This is a genomic window from Lysobacter sp. ESA13C (genome assembly GCF_019970005.1).
Lineage (GTDB): Bacteria > Pseudomonadota > Gammaproteobacteria > Xanthomonadales > Xanthomonadaceae > Lysobacter > Lysobacter antibioticus_B.
The window spans coordinates 308896-324909 of the sequence record NZ_JAHXYK010000005.1 but is presented as its reverse complement, the minus strand read 5'-3'; the positions used below and the strand labels follow the sequence as shown (position 1 = coordinate 324909).

At 66.0% G+C, this 16014-nt stretch carries 12 protein-coding genes; 5 read left to right on the top strand and 7 right to left on the bottom strand.

All coding sequences use genetic code 11. The features are described from left to right. Positions 1-133 precede the first annotated feature (133 nt). Both LC490_RS12700 and LC490_RS12695 read right to left on the bottom strand, forming a co-directional pair. The gene (locus tag LC490_RS12700) at positions 134-2224 is read right to left on the bottom strand and encodes a S46 family peptidase (protein WP_223620498.1); all 2091 of its coding nucleotides are present in this window, start codon (positions 2222-2224) and stop codon (positions 134-136) included. A 242-nt stretch (positions 2225-2466) separates the two neighbouring features. Continuing rightward, positions 2467-4620 carry a S46 family peptidase gene (locus tag LC490_RS12695; RefSeq protein WP_223620365.1) on the bottom strand — a complete coding sequence of 718 codons (2154 nt, stop codon included), beginning with the start codon at positions 4618-4620 and terminating at the stop codon, positions 2467-2469. 147 nt (positions 4621-4767) lie between these two features. Between LC490_RS12695 and tdh the strand changes: the two genes are divergently transcribed. From tdh to LC490_RS12675, 4 genes are all read left to right on the top strand, one after another. Next, positions 4768-5802 (top strand): L-threonine 3-dehydrogenase, encoded by a 1035-nt coding sequence (gene tdh, locus LC490_RS12690; RefSeq protein ID WP_031374186.1) that lies wholly within the window; start codon positions 4768-4770, stop codon positions 5800-5802. Positions 5803-6581: 779 nt separating this feature from the next. Beyond that, on the top strand, positions 6582-6890 hold the full coding sequence (locus LC490_RS12685; RefSeq protein ID WP_223620364.1) for a hypothetical protein: 309 nt from the start codon (positions 6582-6584) through the stop codon (positions 6888-6890). A 47-nt stretch (positions 6891-6937) separates the two neighbouring features. Further along, on the top strand, positions 6938-8158 hold the full coding sequence (gene kbl, locus LC490_RS12680) for a glycine C-acetyltransferase (protein ID WP_223620363.1): 1221 nt from the start codon (positions 6938-6940) through the stop codon (positions 8156-8158). Positions 8159-8186: 28 nt separating this feature from the next. Next, positions 8187-8576, top strand: a complete 390-nt coding sequence (locus LC490_RS12675; RefSeq protein ID WP_031374240.1) for a hypothetical protein — start codon at positions 8187-8189, stop codon at positions 8574-8576. Here LC490_RS12675 and LC490_RS12670 read toward each other — a convergent pair. The 5 genes from LC490_RS12670 to LC490_RS12650 form a co-directional block, all read right to left on the bottom strand. Beyond that, complete coding sequence (locus LC490_RS12670; protein WP_051885448.1) at positions 8573-9304, bottom strand: pseudouridine synthase; 732 nt, start codon at positions 9302-9304, stop codon at positions 8573-8575. The genes LC490_RS12675 and LC490_RS12670 overlap by 4 nt on opposite strands. 172 nt (positions 9305-9476) lie before the next feature. Then, on the bottom strand, positions 9477-10004 hold the full coding sequence (locus LC490_RS12665) for a hypothetical protein (protein ID WP_223620362.1): 528 nt from the start codon (positions 10002-10004) through the stop codon (positions 9477-9479). A 344-nt stretch (positions 10005-10348) separates the two neighbouring features. Beyond that, the gene (locus LC490_RS12660) at positions 10349-11437 is read right to left on the bottom strand and encodes an OmpA family protein (RefSeq protein WP_223620361.1); all 1089 of its coding nucleotides are present in this window, start codon (positions 11435-11437) and stop codon (positions 10349-10351) included. A gap of 391 nt (positions 11438-11828) precedes the next feature. Then, entirely contained in the window at positions 11829-12917 is a 1089-nt protein-coding gene (locus tag LC490_RS12655; RefSeq protein WP_223620360.1) for an OmpA family protein, read from the bottom strand. Positions 12918-13147: 230 nt separating this feature from the next. Further along, positions 13148-14605 (bottom strand): bifunctional 2-methylcitrate dehydratase/aconitate hydratase, encoded by a 1458-nt coding sequence (locus LC490_RS12650; RefSeq protein ID WP_031374247.1) that lies wholly within the window; start codon positions 14603-14605, stop codon positions 13148-13150. Positions 14606-14831: 226 nt separating this feature from the next. Here LC490_RS12650 and LC490_RS12645 point away from each other — a divergent pair, with 226 nt between their 5' ends. Then, positions 14832-15623 (top strand): class III extradiol ring-cleavage dioxygenase, encoded by a 792-nt coding sequence (locus LC490_RS12645; RefSeq protein WP_223620359.1) that lies wholly within the window; start codon positions 14832-14834, stop codon positions 15621-15623. Positions 15624-16014: the final 391 nt, after the last annotated feature.

Below are 16014 nucleotides of genomic sequence, written 5' to 3'. Positions count from 1 at the left end.
GAGCGGCGCGAGCCGCGACCGCGCGGTCGCGGCTCGCGGCGCTCCTACCCCCTTTGGATCGTCGCACCCGCACAAACGCAAACGCCGGTCGGCGAACCGACCGGCGTTTGCGCTTGCGGGTGGCTGCGGCGGCTTACTTCTTCGCCGGCACGCCGAGCTCGGTCAGCAGCTGCGGCGCCGGATAGACCTCCTGCATGATCCAGCGCATGTAGCGCTGGTCGACCGAGATCATCCGGGTCATCACCGGGTCGAACAGCCAGTTCGAGCTCACCGACTCCCAGTTGCCGTCGAAGGCCAGGCCGACCAGCTTGCCTTCGCCGTCCAGCACCGGCGAACCGGAGTTGCCGCCGGTGATGTCGAGGTCGGACAGGAAGTTCACCGGCACCGTCTTCAGGCGCTTGTCGCTCAGGCCGGCATAGCGCTTGGCCGAGATCGCGTCGAGCAGGTTCTGCGGCGCGTTGAACGGCTCCTGGCCGGTGGCTTTGGCGGCGACCTCTTCGAGCTTGGTGAACGAGGCCTGCTTGCTGCCGTCGAGCTTGGTGTAGGCCTTGACGTTGCCGAAGGTGATGCGCAGGGTCGAGTTGGCGTCCGGGTAGACCGCCTGCTTCTTGCTCTTGCGATAGTCGATCACGCCCTGCAGGTAGGCCGGGCGCGCGATCAGGGTTTCGCCGTCGCGGGCCTTGCCTTCCTGCTCCAGGCGCAGCGCCGCCGGGAACAGCGCCTTGGCCATCTGGATCGCCGGATCGCGGCTCTTGTCCATGGCGGCGCGGTCGTCGTCGATCAGGGCCAGACGCTCCTTGGTGCTGCCGAGCTTGGTCTTGGCCAGCTTGTCGAGCGCGCGCTTGATCGCCTTCTCGTCGGAACCGCCGAGCCAACGGTCGAGTTCGGCGATGCGTTCGCCGGCGGGCAGCTTGACGTACTCGCGCAGCCAGTAAGCCTGCAGCTCGCGGTCCATGCGCGGGTCGTAGCGACGCTCCATCTGCTCCAGCGCGGCCTTGATCGAGGGCAGATCGCGCTGCTGGTAACCGGGCTCGCGCTCGGCGTCGGGCTTGGCGCGTTCGACCGCGAGGCGATACAGGGTGCCGGACGCGGCGATCACGCCGAAACGGCGCAGCTGCGAGAACACGGTGTCGCGCTCGCGGTGCGCGTTGGCGGCCTCGATCTGCTCGATCATCTTGGCGTGGCCGGCCAACGCCGGCGCGCCGGCCTTACCGCGCTTGCCGAGCCAGGCCAGCACGGCCTCTTCGTCGGCGTGCTTCTTCTTCGCCGCGCCGATGCGCTCGAAACCTTCGAGCTGGCCGTCGTAGTTCTTCAGCGTGTTCTGCCAACCGCGCACGGTGCTGGCGTACTTCACGCCGATTTCGGGATCCTGCTTCGCGGTCTGCCCGACCAGAGCGACCAGATTCTTGTAGTGCTGCGACAGGGTCGGATACATCCAGTCCGCGGTGGCGTCGAACTCGGCCGCGAGCGCGTAGCGGTTGGTGCGCCCCGGGTAGCCGGCGACCATGACGAAGTCGCCCTCGCCGAGCGGCTTGTCGGCGATCTTCAGGTAGTGCTTGGGCTGGTAGGGCACGTTGTCCTTCGCGTACGCGGCCGGCTTGCCGTCCTTGCCGACATAGGCGCGATAGAAGGAGAAGTCGCCGGTGTGGCGCGGCCACATCCAGTTGTCGACTTCGCCGCCGTAGTTGCCGACGCTGCCGGGCGGCGCGTAGACCAGGCGCACGTCCTTGATTTCGATGCGCCGGAACAGACGGTAGGTGCTGCCGCCGAAAAAGCTGTAGACCTCGCAGGCGTAGCCGGGCTCGGCCTCGCACTGGGCGATCAGTTGCTTCTCTACCGTCTCCAACGCGTGGGTGCGGTCGATCGGTTCGACCGCCTCGGCGATCGCGCTTTTGATCTGCGCGGTCACGTCCTGGATCGAGTCGAGCACGTAGATGCGCGAAGCAGGGCCGGCCGAGACTTCATCGCCCGGGGCCGCGGCGTTGAAGCCGTCGCGCATCAGGTTCCTCTGCGCGGTCGAATTGAGCTGGATCGCGCCGTAAGCGCAGTGATGATTGGTCACCACCAGGCCGCGCGGCGAGACGAAGCTGGCGGTGCAGCCGCCGAGCGAAACCACCGCGCCCATCGGGTCGCCGGTGAGGTCGGCCAACTGCTTGGCGTTGAGCTTGAGCCCGGCCTGCTTCAGCGGCGCGGAGATCTCGGGCAACTGCTGCGGCACCCACATGCCTTCGACGGCCTGGGCCGTCGTAGCGAGGCCGCCCAGCGTGCCGGCCATGACCATGGCCGTAGCCAGTTTCGTGTAACGCATGCGTATACCCCTGATTCAAATAAGAAAATGGCTTCCGATTCTAGCTTGGACGGCACCGGGTCGCCATGTCGAGGCAGAAGCGAGTGCAGAGGAGTGAGGAGTGAGCAAGAAGCGGCGCCGCCGCTCGTTTCTCGCTCCTCTGCGCTCACTCCTCGCTTTTATTCCGCCGGCAACTGCATCTCGCCGAGCAGGTGCGGGGCCGGATAGACCTTGGCCAGCAGCCAGCGCATATAGCGCATGTCGACGTGGATCGCGCGCTTGTAGCGCGGGTCGAACATCCAGCTGGCGCTGACCGCCTCCCAGTTGCTGTCGAAGTTCAGGCCGATCAAGCGACCGTGGGCATCGAGCACGGGCGAGCCGGAATTGCCGCCGGTGGTGTCGAGGTTGGTCAGGAAATCGACGGTCTGGGTCTTCAGTTCGGGATCGACGGTGCTGCCGTAATCGCCCTTGGCGATCGCATCGCGCAAGGCTTGCGGCGCATCGAAGGGTTTGACGCCGGTGTGCTTCTCGACGATGCCCTGCACCGTCGTCAGCGGCCGATAACGCACGCCGTCGCGCGGGTCCATGGTGCTGACCGCACCGTAGCTCACGCGCAAGGTCGAGTTGGCGTCCGGATACACCGCGCGCCCCTGCGATTTACGGAAGCCGATCAAGGCGCGCATATAGGCCGGGCGCAGGCGCAACAGCTCGCCGTCGCGACTCTTGGTTTGTTCTTCCAGCGCCAGGATCGCCGGGGTCAGCGCCGCCGCGGCGCGCAACAGGCTGTCGTCGGACCCGGCCAAGGTCTTGGCGTCGGCCTTCATCGCCTGCAGGCGCACCGCCTCGTCGCCGAGCCGGGTGCCTGCATACAGCGCGGCGAGGCTGCGCTTAAGGGTGGCGGCGTCTTCGCCGGCGAAGACACGGTCGAACTCCGGTACGCGCGAGGTTTTCGGCAACGCCTTGTATTGAGTCAGCAGGTCGAGCAGCAGCGCCTTCTCGACTTCAGGCGCATAACGGCGCTGCACTTGCTTGAGCCGGCCGGCGATCAGGGTTTCGTCGCGCTGCTGGTAACCGGTCTCGCGCTCGCCGTCGGGCTTGGCGTGTTCGAGCGCCAGGCGCTGCAGGGTCAGGGCCGCGTTCAACAGCTGCGCCTGGGTGCGGATCGCGGTCAGCAATTGATCGCGGTCGCGGGTCGATGCCGCGTCGTCGAGCACTTTCTGCGCCGCGTCGATGTCGGTACGGATCGCCTTGGCATCGGCCTGCTTGCTCAGCCAGGCCAGCATCGCGGTCTCGTCGTCGCGGCGTACGCGCACCGCATCGCTGCGGCGCAGGCCGTCGAGTTCGCCCTGGGCGCGCTTGAGCGTGTTCTTGAAGCCGGCCACTTGCGCGGCATAGCGCACCTTGGCTTCGGCGTCGGAGACAGCGGCCTGTTCGACCGTCTTGATCATGCCGGCGTACAGGGCCACGCGCGACGGCAGCTGCCATTCGATCTGCTGGGCGAACTCGGCCGCCATGCGATGGCGGAAGGTCACACCGGGGTAACCGGCAAGCATGGCGTAATCGCCTTCGCGCACCGGCTCGGTGGCGATCTGCAGGTGCCCCGGCGGCGCGTAGGGCACGTTGTCGGGCGAGTAATCGGCGGGCTTGCCGTCCTTGCCGACGTAGGCGCGCAACAGGGTGAAATCGCCGCTGTGGCGCGGCCAGACGAAGTTGTCGACCTCGTCGCCGTAGTTGCCGATGGCGTCCGGCGGCGCATACACCAGGCGGATATCGCGCAGTTCCAGTTGGCGGATCAGATAGAAATCGGTGCCGTAGTACATGTTGGCGACGCTGCAGCGATAACCGGCTTCGCGCTCGCACTCGGCGACGACCGCCTTGGTCGCCGCATCGACGGCTTCGTAATAAGCGCGGCCGCGCTTGCCGCGCGCATCGGCGAGGATGCGCTCGGTGACCTTGTCGAAACCGGTGGTGACCAGCACGCGGAAATCCGGGTTGGCCGGCAGCTCGGCGGCGCGGTCGGCGGCGACGAAGCCGTTGCCGATGAGGTCGCGCTCAGGCTTGGAGTTGTACTGGATGACGCCGAAGGCCACGTGGTGATTGGTCAGCACCAGCCCCTCGCCGGAGACGAAGGCGCCGGTGGCGCCGCCGACCTTGACCACAGCGTTCATCGGCGCGCGGGTCAACTCGGCCAGATCGGCCGGATCGCCCTTGAAACCGGCGGCGCGCAGCTGGCGCGCGATCTCGGGCAGTTGCGAGGGCATCCACATGCCTTCGTCGGCCTGGGCGGCGGTGGCGCACAGCGCCAGGGACAGGGCTAACACACGGGGGCGCATGGTCATTCCGGAACATTACGAAGCCGCGACGATAGGCCAAGCCGGCCGGCGCGGGCAAACCCCCGCCCGGCCCGGGCGACATCGCCGGCGTATAATTCGCGCCTGTCTCCCGCGCGGCACGGCCGCAGCTCTCAGGTATCGATTCCCATGACGCAAACGATGAAGGCTCTGGTCAAGCGCGAAGCCGGTAAGGGCATCTGGATGGAAGAAGTGCCGGTGCCGGTGCCCGGCCCGAACGAGGTGTTGATCAAGCTCGAAAAGACCGCGATCTGCGGCACGGACCTGCACATCTACCTGTGGGACGAGTGGAGCCAGCGCACCATCAAGCCCGGCCTGGTGATCGGCCACGAATTCGTCGGCCGCGTGGTCGATCTCGGCCCCGGCGTGGTCGGCTACCGTCCCGGCCAGCGCGTCTCGGCCGAAGGCCATATCGTCTGCGGCCACTGTCGCAACTGCCGCGGCGGTCGCCAGCACCTGTGCCCGAACACCGTCGGCATCGGCGTCAACCGCAATGGCGCCTTCGCCGAGTACATCGTCATGCCGGCCAGCAACCTGTGGCCGATCCCCGACCAGATCCCGAGCGAGCTGGCCGCGTTCTTCGACCCCTACGGCAACGCCGCGCATTGCGCGCTGGAGTTCGACGTGGTCGGCGAGGACGTGCTGATCACCGGCGCCGGCCCGATCGGCATCATCGCCGCGGGCATTTGCAAGCACATCGGCGCGCGCAACGTGGTCGTCACCGACGTCAACGATTTCCGCCTCAAGTTGGCCGCCGACATGGGCGCCACCCGCGTGGTCAACGTCGCCAACCAGTCGCTCAAGGACGTGATGGCCGACCTGCACATGGAAGGCTTCGACGTCGGCCTGGAAATGAGCGGCAACCCGCGCGCCTTCAACGACATGCTCGACTGCATGTACCACGGCGGCAAGATCGCCATGCTCGGCATCATGCCCAAGGGCGCCGGCGCCGACTGGGACAAGATCATCTTCAAGGGCCTGACCCTGCACGGCATGTACGGCCGCAAGATGTACGAGACCTGGTACAAGATGACCCAGCTCGTGCTGTCGGGTTTCCCGCTCGGCAAGGTGCTCACCCACCAGCTGCCCATCGACGATTTCCAGAAGGGTTTCGACCTGATGGAAGCGGGCAAGGCGGGCAAGGTCGTGTTGAGCTGGAACTGATCGCGAGGTATCGCCCAGCGACACGATAGGCGACACGAAACCGGTCACGACGAGGGCGCCTTTGGGCGCCTTCGTCGCATCTGCGGGTAGCGCAGCGTGTCTGCACGCGCTGGTTGCCGTTGCCGAGATTTTGATCTGCTTTGCCGCTTTGCCGGTCAAGTGGAGACCCGGAGGGCGGCGCACAGGACGTGCGCCGTTTTTCGATAGGACAAGGATGTCCTATCGAAAAATCCCGGCGACAGCATCGCACTCGTGGCCTGTGCCCTTGCAAGGAGAGCCCTTTTCTTTGGTTACTTTTCTTTTGGGCTTAGCAAAAGAAAGTAACCCGGCCGCGTAGCGGGCGGAAGCTTTGCTCTTGATGTTGCTTCGCTATCCCCGGCCGGAGACACCGGCGCACGACAGGACGCGGTCGCGGCTCGCGCCGCTCCTACCCTCGCGAGGGCACGGCGTTTCTGTGAATAGTATCGGCGGCGCCCTTACTGCACGTCCCTTGGTCGCGACTTACGTCGCTCCTACAGTGGTGGCAGCTTTGCACTTGCTTGTGGCTTCTAACGAAGCAAGATCAAACGATAAAAGCTTCCGCCACTAAAGCGGCGGGTAACTTTCTTTTGTCTAAAGCAACAAAAGAAAGTAACCAAAGAAAAGTGCTTTCGTTTTGAATCACAGGCCCGCACGATCGTTGCCGGCGCAGGGCTTTTTCATACGGGACATCCCTGTCCCGATGAAAAACGGCCCGCATCCATGCGGACCGCCCTCCGGGCCTTCCACTGCCTTCGCAAGTGCGAATCGGCGCACAGCAACAGCAAAATCCCCACAACAACAGCAACAGCTACAGCTACAGCTACAGCTACAGCTACAGCTACAGCCACGATCACGGCCACAGCCCAGCTGCGACACCGCCCCCCCCCTACGCGTTCGACTGGCTAGCGCAATCCCTGGCCGCCGGCGGCGATTTCAAGAACCGGCCGGCGCAACATCCCGCCAAGTACGGATTGGTCGCCCACCCGCCCGCGCTGCAGAAGCAATCGGCCGCTTGGGCACGCAAGGGCCAGGCCAACGGCATGAACGCAGCCGACGGGCCTGGGTAAAGGGTCTGGAATAGAATGGCGGCTTTCCTCCCCATCGGAAGCCGCCCGTGTCCGACGCATCGAGCCTGACCAAGCCCGCTCTCACGCAACACTACGCCGACACCCTCGACGAGATCCGCGCCCAGGGTCTGTTCAAGGCCGAACGCATCATCACCAGCCCGCAGTCGGCCGAGATCGTTCTCGAAGACGGCCGCACGGTGCTGAACTTCTGCGCCAACAATTATCTCGGCCTGGCCGATCACCCCGAGGTGATCCAGGCGGCGAAGGACGCGCTCGACACGCACGGCTTCGGCATGGCCTCGGTGCGCTTCATCTGCGGCACCCAGGACCTGCACAAGCAGCTCGAGAAGACCATCTCGGACTTCTTCGGCACGCAGGACACCATCCTCTACGCCGCCTGCTTCGACGCCAACGGCGGCCTGTTCGAGCCGCTGCTCGGCGAGAACGACGCGATCATCTCCGACGCACTCAACCACGCCTCGATCATCGACGGCGTGCGCCTGTGCAAGGCCAAGCGCTTCCGCTACGCCAACTGCGACATGGCCGACCTGGAAAAGCAGTTGCAGGCCGCCGATGCCGCCGGTTGCAAGACCAAGCTGATCACCAGCGACGGCGTGTTCTCGATGGACGGCTTCATCGCCCCACTCGACGAAATCACCGCGCTCGCGAAAAAGTACGACGCGCTGGTGCATATCGACGAATGCCATGCCACCGGCTTCCTCGGCGGCAGCGGCCGCGGCTCGGCCGAGGTCAAGGGCGTGATGGACAAGATCGACATCTTCACCGGCACCCTCGGCAAGGCCATGGGCGGCGCGCTCGGCGGTTTCACCACCGCCAGGAAGGAAGTGGTCGAATTGCTGCGCCAGCGCTCGCGTCCCTACCTGTTCTCGAACTCGCTGCCGCCGCACGTGGTCGCCGCCGGCATCAAGGCTTTCGAGATGCTCTCGGCGGCCGGCGATCTGCGCGAGCAGTTGGTCGAGAACACGCGCTATTTCCGCGAGCGGATGACCGCGGCCGGTTTCGACATCAAGCCGGGCGTGCATCCGATCAGCCCGGTAATGCTGTACGACGCGCCGCTGGCGCAGAAGTTCGCTGCGCGCCTGCTCGAAGAAGGCATCTATGCGATCGGTTTCTTCTTCCCGGTCGTGCCGCAGGGCCAGGCGCGCATCCGCACCCAGATGTCGGCCGCGCACACGCGCGAGCACCTCGATCGCGCCATCGCCGCCTTCATCAAGATCGGTCGCGAGCTCGGCGTGATCAAGGCCTGAACCCCTAGCCTGATCGGCCACTGAGCGCATGCGCGTCGTCCTGCGCCGCCGCCTGTTGCAGGCCGTGCGCACCGACGCGCTGGCGCGCCTGGACGACGGCGTCTGGCGCACGCGCTGCCTGCACTGCCGGTGTGCGCTCGCCCTGAGCGAGGACGGTGCCGCGATCGGCTCGGCCTCGCTCGAACACGTCGTGCCGAGCGCCTGGTTCGGCCGCCGCGCCGCGGCGGCCCTGACCGCTAGGGTCGGCGAGGATGCCGACGACCCGCGCAACCTCGCCCTCGCCTGCACGCGTTGCAACCACGGCAAGGGCGCCAGCCACGACGCACGCGGCCCGGGCGACGCGCGCGCCTTCGAGGTGGTAGCGAACTTGCTCGACGCCCGCCTCGCGCGATGGCGCGACGACGACGCGCCTCCCTAGTCCGACCCGACCAGCGCCGCCGCCTCGGCGGCGCTGAGCTCGCGCCATTCGCGCTTGCCGAGATCGCCGAGCAGCAGCGGGCCGATCGCGACCCGGACCAGACGCAGCACTTCGATATCGAAGGCGGCGAGCAGGCGCCGAATCTGCCGGTTGCGGCCCTCGTCGAGCACGATCTCCAGCCAGGCATTCTTCTCGCCGGCGCGCAGCAAGGTCGCCGACTTGGCGCGCAGGCGCTCGCCCTCCTCGATCACGCCTTCGTGCAGCGCCGCCAGCAAGGCCGGCGCGGGCAGCGTGTCGATCTGGACGTGATAGGTCTTGTCCGGCCCGAGGTCGGGATCGGTGATGCGCGCCGCCCATTGCGGGTCGTTGCAGAACAGCAGCAGGCCTTCGCTGGCCTTGTCCAGGCGCCCGACCGGCGCGAGCCACGGCAGGCCGGCGCCGTCGAAGCAGCGGTAGACGGTATCGCGGCCGCGTTCGTCCTGGGCGGTCGTGACCAACCCACGCGGTTTGTTGAGCATCAGGTAGATGCGCGGTGCGGCATCGATGGCGTTGCCGTCGACGGCAACGCGATGGCGGCCCTGCACGATCGGAAACTCGGGATCGCGGACGATGCGGCCGTCGACCGCGACGCGGCCGGCGGCGATCCATTTCGCCGCTTCGCTGCGCGAGCACAGGCCTTGCTTGGACAGCACGCGGGCCAGACCGTGTCGGGGCGGAATCTTGTTCAAGGCGAGAGCTTGTTCAAGGCAGAATCTTGTTCAAGGCGCTAAGCGGCTTTGGATGGCGGGAACGCAAGGCGATGCGGCTTCGATGCGGGCGCCACGCCAAATCCGGATCGTAAAAGCGAAACGGCCGCGAGCAATGCCCGCGGCCGTAAGCAGCGCGTCGCAGTGGCGAGGCTTACTTCTTTTTCTTCTTGTCTTCGACCGGCGCCGGGGCCGGCTCGACCACCGGGGCCGCGGCCGGAGCGGCGGCGGCCGCAGTGCCGTTGCCCTTGGCCACGCGCACGCCCTTGGCCTTCATCCAGGCGCTGAACTCATCGGCGGTCATGCGCTTGCCGCCCTGGCTCATATCGAAGCGCCACGGCGTGTTGTCGAACTGGGTCTTGGGCTTATAGGCGGCCGGGTCATTGACCGAGGGCATGCCGGTCGATGCCGGCGTGGCCTTGGCGACGTTGCAACCATCGAGACGGATGCGCAGCAGCACCTGGTCGGCCGAGAGCGCTTCGTCGAGCGCCTGCGAGAGCACGCCGGTCGGCGCGCCGAGCTGATGCGAGGGAGCGACCAGTTCCGGCGAGATCGGTGCGATCAGGGTCGGCTGCACCGGCTGCGCGCGGGCGGCGGTCAAGGCCGCGCAGTTGCTGGCGCCTTGCGCCTGCGCCGCTCCGGCGATGAGGAACAACGTCAATCCGGCGATGGCGTGGCGCATGACTCTCTCCCGTAGTTCTGCCCGGGCGCGAATACCCGGACGTCGTGCAAAGGCTATACGCCAGTGTAGGCGCGGGGGGCGGATCGAACAACCGGCGCGAACGCCGGCGCGCGTACGAGCGCCGGCCGCATTCGCCACGCATTCGTCACGCATACGGGCGCTTTGCCCGGGCCGTCGCGCGCTCGTCGCTCGATCGCCGCGCGCTCGCGCTGGTCGATGACGTTGCCTTCGCCGTCGCCGCTCTGGCAGCCGTGCGCCATGCGGGGGTCGAAAAAAACGAAGCCCGGCACAAGGCCGGGCTTCGGGTGTTGCGGTGCGGGTTCCGAAGAACCCGCGGGTGTCGCTTAGTTCTGGACGTTCAGCTCGGTGCGACGGTTCTTCGCACGGCCTTCCGGATTGTCCGAACCGTCTTCGTTGGTGTTCGGAGCGATCGGACGGCTCTCGCCGTAACCCACCGGACCCACCAGACGGCCAGCGTCCACGCCATTGCTGGTCAGGTAGTCGTACGCAGCCTTCGCGCGACGCTCCGACAGCTTCTGGTTGTACGCATCGGTGCCCTTCGAGTCGGTGTGACCGGCCACCTCGACCTTCAGGTCGGGGTAACGCTTCAGGATCTCAGCGGCTTCGTTCAGGATCGCAACCGCGTCAGGACGCAGCGTGGCCTTGTCGAAGTCGAAGTTGACGCCCTTCAGGTCGATCGTCACCGGCACCGGGCAGCCGTCCGGACCGATGGTCTGGCCAGCCTGCGAACCCGGGCACTTGTCGTCGCAGTTGTTCACGCCGTCGCCGTCGTCGTCCTTGTCGGCGCAGCCCGGCTCAACCACCGGAGCCGGACCGACCGGAGCGGTGGGTTCCGGACCCAGCGGCACCACGATGCCGACCGAAGCCAGCACGTCGCCGAACCAGTCTTCCGACGGAGCGTTGACGCTGCTGTCGTCGAAATCGGCGCGGTATGCCAGTTCGGTACGGATACCGACGCGGCCCAGGTCGCCCTGGATACCGACGCCGACCTTGGCGGCGAAGTTGCCGTCCTTGCGGTCAGCCGGCGACAGCGGCGACGGGATGAAATATTCCTCTTCCGAACGCTGGTAGCCCAGGCCGGCCAGCAGGTACGGGTTCCAGTTGCGGCCGTCGGTGACGAAATGGCGACGCAGGTCCAGCGAGATGCCGTACTGGCTCCAGTTGGCGTCCTGGTTGGCGTCGAACTTCGGGTTCTGGTAGTTCAGCTCACCGTCGAGCGACCAGTTCTTGCTCAGGAACTTGCCCAGGCCGATCGCGCCGAACGGAGCGTTGCGGGTGCCGCGGTCGTTGTCCTGGATGTTCATGCCGGCAGCGCCGGTCAGGTACCAGCGGTCGTCGAAATCTTGCGCACTGGCCGCCTGCGAAAAGGCCAAGCCCGCCAGCAGTGCGGTGCTCAACATACGGATCTTCATATCTAACTCCTTCAGATCGATCGGAACGGGGGGTGATCGGGACTGTTTGATCGGGACAGTCTTATGCGGCGCTGACTCCTGTGACAGAGACACGCTCAGCACTGGCAGGGCCGGCGCCGCGGTCACTGGCGGGGGCGATCATACACTGTCAACGCGTTTGTTAATACCACTTAACGTAGTTCAGCCCAGTGAAGCCAGGTTCGTTAATTAACGTTTTCGGCAGCGGGTATGCCCGCCCTCGCGCGGATGCGCCGACGAACGGTCGAGTTTTAGAAACAAACTGGGCCGCCGGTCGGATTTTCCAAAGCGGCCGAACATAAAAAACGAAGCCCGGCACGAGGCCGGGCTTCGGGTGTTGCGGTGCGGGTTCCGAAGAACCCGCGGGTGTCGCTTAGTTCTGGACGTTCAGCTCGGTGCGACGGTTCTTCGCACGGCCTTCCGGATTGTCCGAACCGTCTTCATTGGTGTTCGGAGCGATCGGACGGCTCTCGCCGTAACCCACCGGACCCACCAGACGGCCAGCGTCCACGCCATTGCTGGTCAGGTAGTCGTACGCAGCCTTCGCGCGACGCTCCGACAGCTTCTGGTTGTACGCATCGGTGCCCTTCGAGTCGGTGTGACCGGCCACCTCGACCTTCAGGTCGGGGTAACGCTTCAGGATCTCAGCGGCTTCGTTCAGGATCGCAACCGCGTCAGGACGCAGCGTGGCCTTGTCGAAGTCGAAGTTGACGCCCTTCAGGTCGATCGTCACCGGCACCGGGCAGCCGTCCGGACCGATGGTCTGGCCAGCCTGCGAACCCGGGCACTTGTCGTCGCAGTTGTTCACGCCGTCGCCGTCGTCGTCCTTGTCGGCGCAGCCCGGCTCAACCACCGGAGCCGGACCGACCGGAGCGGTGGGCTCCGGACCCAGCGGCACCACGATGCCGACCGAAGCCAGCACGTCGCCGAACCAGTCTTCCTGCGGAGCGTTGACGCTGCTGTCGTCGAAGTCGGCGCGGTAAGCCAGTTCGGTACGGATACCGACGCGGCCCAGGTCGCCCTGGATACCGACGCCGACCTTGGCGGCGAAGTTGCCGTCCTTGCGGTCAGCCGGCGACAGCGGCGACGGGATGAAATATTCCTCTTCCGAACGCTGGTAGCCCAGGCCCATCAGCAGGTAGGGGTTCCAGTTGCGGCCGTCGGTGACGAAGTGGCGGCGCAGGTCCAACGAGATGCCGTACTGGCTCCAGTTGGCGTCCTGGTTGGCGTCGAACTTCGGGTTCTGATAGTTCAGCTCGCCGTCGAGCGACCAGTTCTTGTTGAGGAACTTGCCGAGGCCGATCGCACCGAACGGAGCATTGCGGGTACCGCGGTCGTTGTCCTGGATGTTCATGCCGGCAGCGCCGGTCAGGTACCAACGATCGTCGAAGTCCTGCGCGCTGGCGACCTGGGCAAGGCTCAGGCCACCCAGCAGGGCGGCGCAGAGGAGTTTCTTATTCATCTTGTAGCTCCTTGGTTCAAAAATATGGAAACCGCGTCTGCGAGGTTTCTACCGTTCAGGACGGCCGCCTGATGACGCCATCCCGCGCAGAGTAGGTTTGCCAACGTGAAAGCGGTGTTAACAACCGTCTAACATTCGACCAAGTTCCATGAATTATGGAACCTGGTCGCGGTCCATTCAGTTTGGGCGTACCGAATCCAAACGATGGTTGTGCACATCCGGGGTGTTGATTAACGGGCCGGCTGCGCGAACAGGCTCATGAACTCGGTCACCGGCAGCGCTTCCAGCTCGGCCGGGTTGTTGGCCAGGGCCAGCAGGCGGTCGGCCTGGGCGGCCGGCAGCTTGGCGCGCACGGCGGCCTCGAACTTGGCCATCAGCACCGGGATGCCTTCGGCGCGGCGCTTGCGGTGACCGATCGGGTAGTCGATCGAGACCTTGTCGGTCGAGCTGCCGTCCTTGAAGAACACCTGCACCGAGTTGCCGATGTAGCGCTTGTCGGGGTCGAAGTAGTCCTTGGTGAACTGCTCGTTCTCCTTGACCGTCATCTTGTCGCGCAGGGCGTCGATGCGCGGGTCGGCGGCGATGGCGTCGACATAGTCGTCGGCGGTCAGGCGGCCGAAGATCAGCGGCACGGCGACCATGTACTGCAGGCAGTGGTCGCGGTCGGCGTAGTTCGCCAGCGGGCCGGTCTTGTCGATGATGCGCACGCCGGCTTCCTGGGTCTCCAGCTCGATACGCTCGATCTGGTCCAGCTTGTCCTTGACCTGCTCGTGCAGCTTCATCGCGCACTCGACCGCGGTCTGGGCGTGGAACTCGGCCGGGAAGCTGATCTTGAACAGCACGTTCTCCATCACGTAGCTGCCGAACGGACGCTCGAACTCGAACTGCTTGCCCTTGAAGGCGATGTCGTAGAAGCCCCAGGTCTTGACCGACAGCGCGCTCGGGTAGCCGACCACGCCCTTGACGGCGTTAAGGGCGTGAGTGACGGCGCGGCGGCAGGCGTCGCCGGCGGCCCAGCTCTTGCGCGGGCCGGTGTTCGGGGCGTGGCGGTAGGTGCGCAGCACTCCGTTGTCGATCCACGAATGCGAGACCGCGGTGACGATCGCGTCCTTGTCGCCGCCGAGCATCTGGGTGGTGACGGCGGTCGAAGCCAGGCGGACCAGGATCACGTGGTCGAGGCCGACGCGGTTGAACGAGTTCTTGAGCGCGTAGCCGCCCTGGATCTCGTGGGCCTTGATGGCGTGGCCGAGCACGTCGCGCACGGTCATCGCCTGGCCACCTTCGGCCTCGGCCTTGCGGCCCAGGTAATCGGCGACGCCGAGGATGGCGCCGAGGTTGTCGGAGGGGTGGCCCCATTCGGCGGCGAGCCAGGTGTCGTTGAAGTCGAGCCAGCGGATCTGCACGCCGATGTTGTAGGCGGCCTGGACCGGGTCGAGCTCGAAGCCGGTGTAGGGGACGCGCGCGCCGCCCTTCATCTCGGCGCCCGGCACCAGCGGGCCGAGGTGCTTCAGGCATTCCTTGTGGTCCATCGCCAGCGCGGCGCAGGCCAGCGAGTCAAGCAGCATGTAGCGGGCGGTGTCGTAAGCCTCTTTCGAATCGATCTTGTAATCGGCGACGTAGTCGGCGATGTCCACCATCGGCTTGTCGGGGTCGGGACGGACGGTCGAACGGATATCGAAGTGGCTCATGTGCAAGGGGCCTGCGGGTGAGTGAGCCCGCTATTTTGCCAGACCCGGACGACGCGGCGGGGTCGGCCGCTCGCCTGTCCCACTTGCGGTTCTGTGGCGGACGTCCTTGCCTCGCCCGAGCGCGCTCAACAATGCAGTCTCATTCCGGGCATTGAGCACAGCCGCAGAACGATCAAGCGCAGTGGCCCAACTTGGAAAACAGCGCAAGCGGGATCACCCTGGGATCATGGACATCCCGACTCGCCTGCCGACGCTGTTCCTTTCCCACGGTTCGCCGATGCTGGCGATCGAGGACACGCCCGCCGGGCGTTTTCTCGACGACCTCGGCCAGCAACTGCCGTGGCCGCGCGCGATCGTGATCGCCTCGGCGCATTTCATGACCGACCGGACTATGGTCGGCGGCCACGTCCGCCCGCACACCGTGCACGACTTCGGCGGCTTCCCCGAGCCGCTGTACCAGATCCACTACCCCGCCGCCGGCTCGCCGGACCTGGCCGAGGAAGTGTTCGATCGCCTGGTCGTGGCCGGCCTGCCGGCCAAACTGCGCGATCACCACGGCCTCGACCATGGCGTGTGGGTGCCGCTGCGGCGCATGTACCCGCAGGCCGACATCCCGGTAGTGCCGCTGTCGGTGATGCCGCACGGCACCGCCGCCGAGCACTACGCCGTCGGCCGCGCCTTGTCGCTGTTGCGCGACGAAGGCGTGCTGGTGATCGGCTCGGGCGGTTTCGTGCACAACCTGGGCGACCTGGACTGGCGCCACCGCGACGCACCGATGCCGCCGTGGGCGGCCGAGTTCAGCGCCTGGATGCACGACAAACTCGCCGCCGGCGACCACGCGGCCCTGCTCGACTGGCAGGAACAGGCCCCGCACGCGCGTCATGCGCATCCGACCGTCGAACACCTGATGCCGCTGTTCGTGGCGATGGGCGCGGCCGGCGACGAACCGAGGGTGCGCACGATCCATCGTTCGCACGAGATGGGGTCGTTGGCGCTGGATGCGTTCGCGTTCGATTGAGGATGGGTTGAAGGTTTAGCAGGGCGCATGCGTTTCGTCGCGCATGCAGTTGCGCGGTCGCGGCTCGCGCCGCTCCTACCCAAGAGCAGCGACGGCCGTTGCCGTTGCCGTTGCCGTTGCCGTTGCCGTTGCCGTTGCCGTTGCCGTGATTTTGATCTGCCGTGGCTCTTGCCGCTTTACCGGTCAACCGTAGACCCGTAGGGCGGCGCACAGGACGTGCGCCGTTTTTCGATAAGACAGGGACGTCTTATCGAAAAATCCCGGCGCTAGCATCGCACTCGTGGCCTGTGCCCTTGCAAGGAGAGCCCTTTTCTTTGGTTAGCTTTCTTTTGGGCTTAGCAAAAGAAAGTAACCCGGCCGCGTTAGCGGACGGAAGCTCTGCACTTGCTTA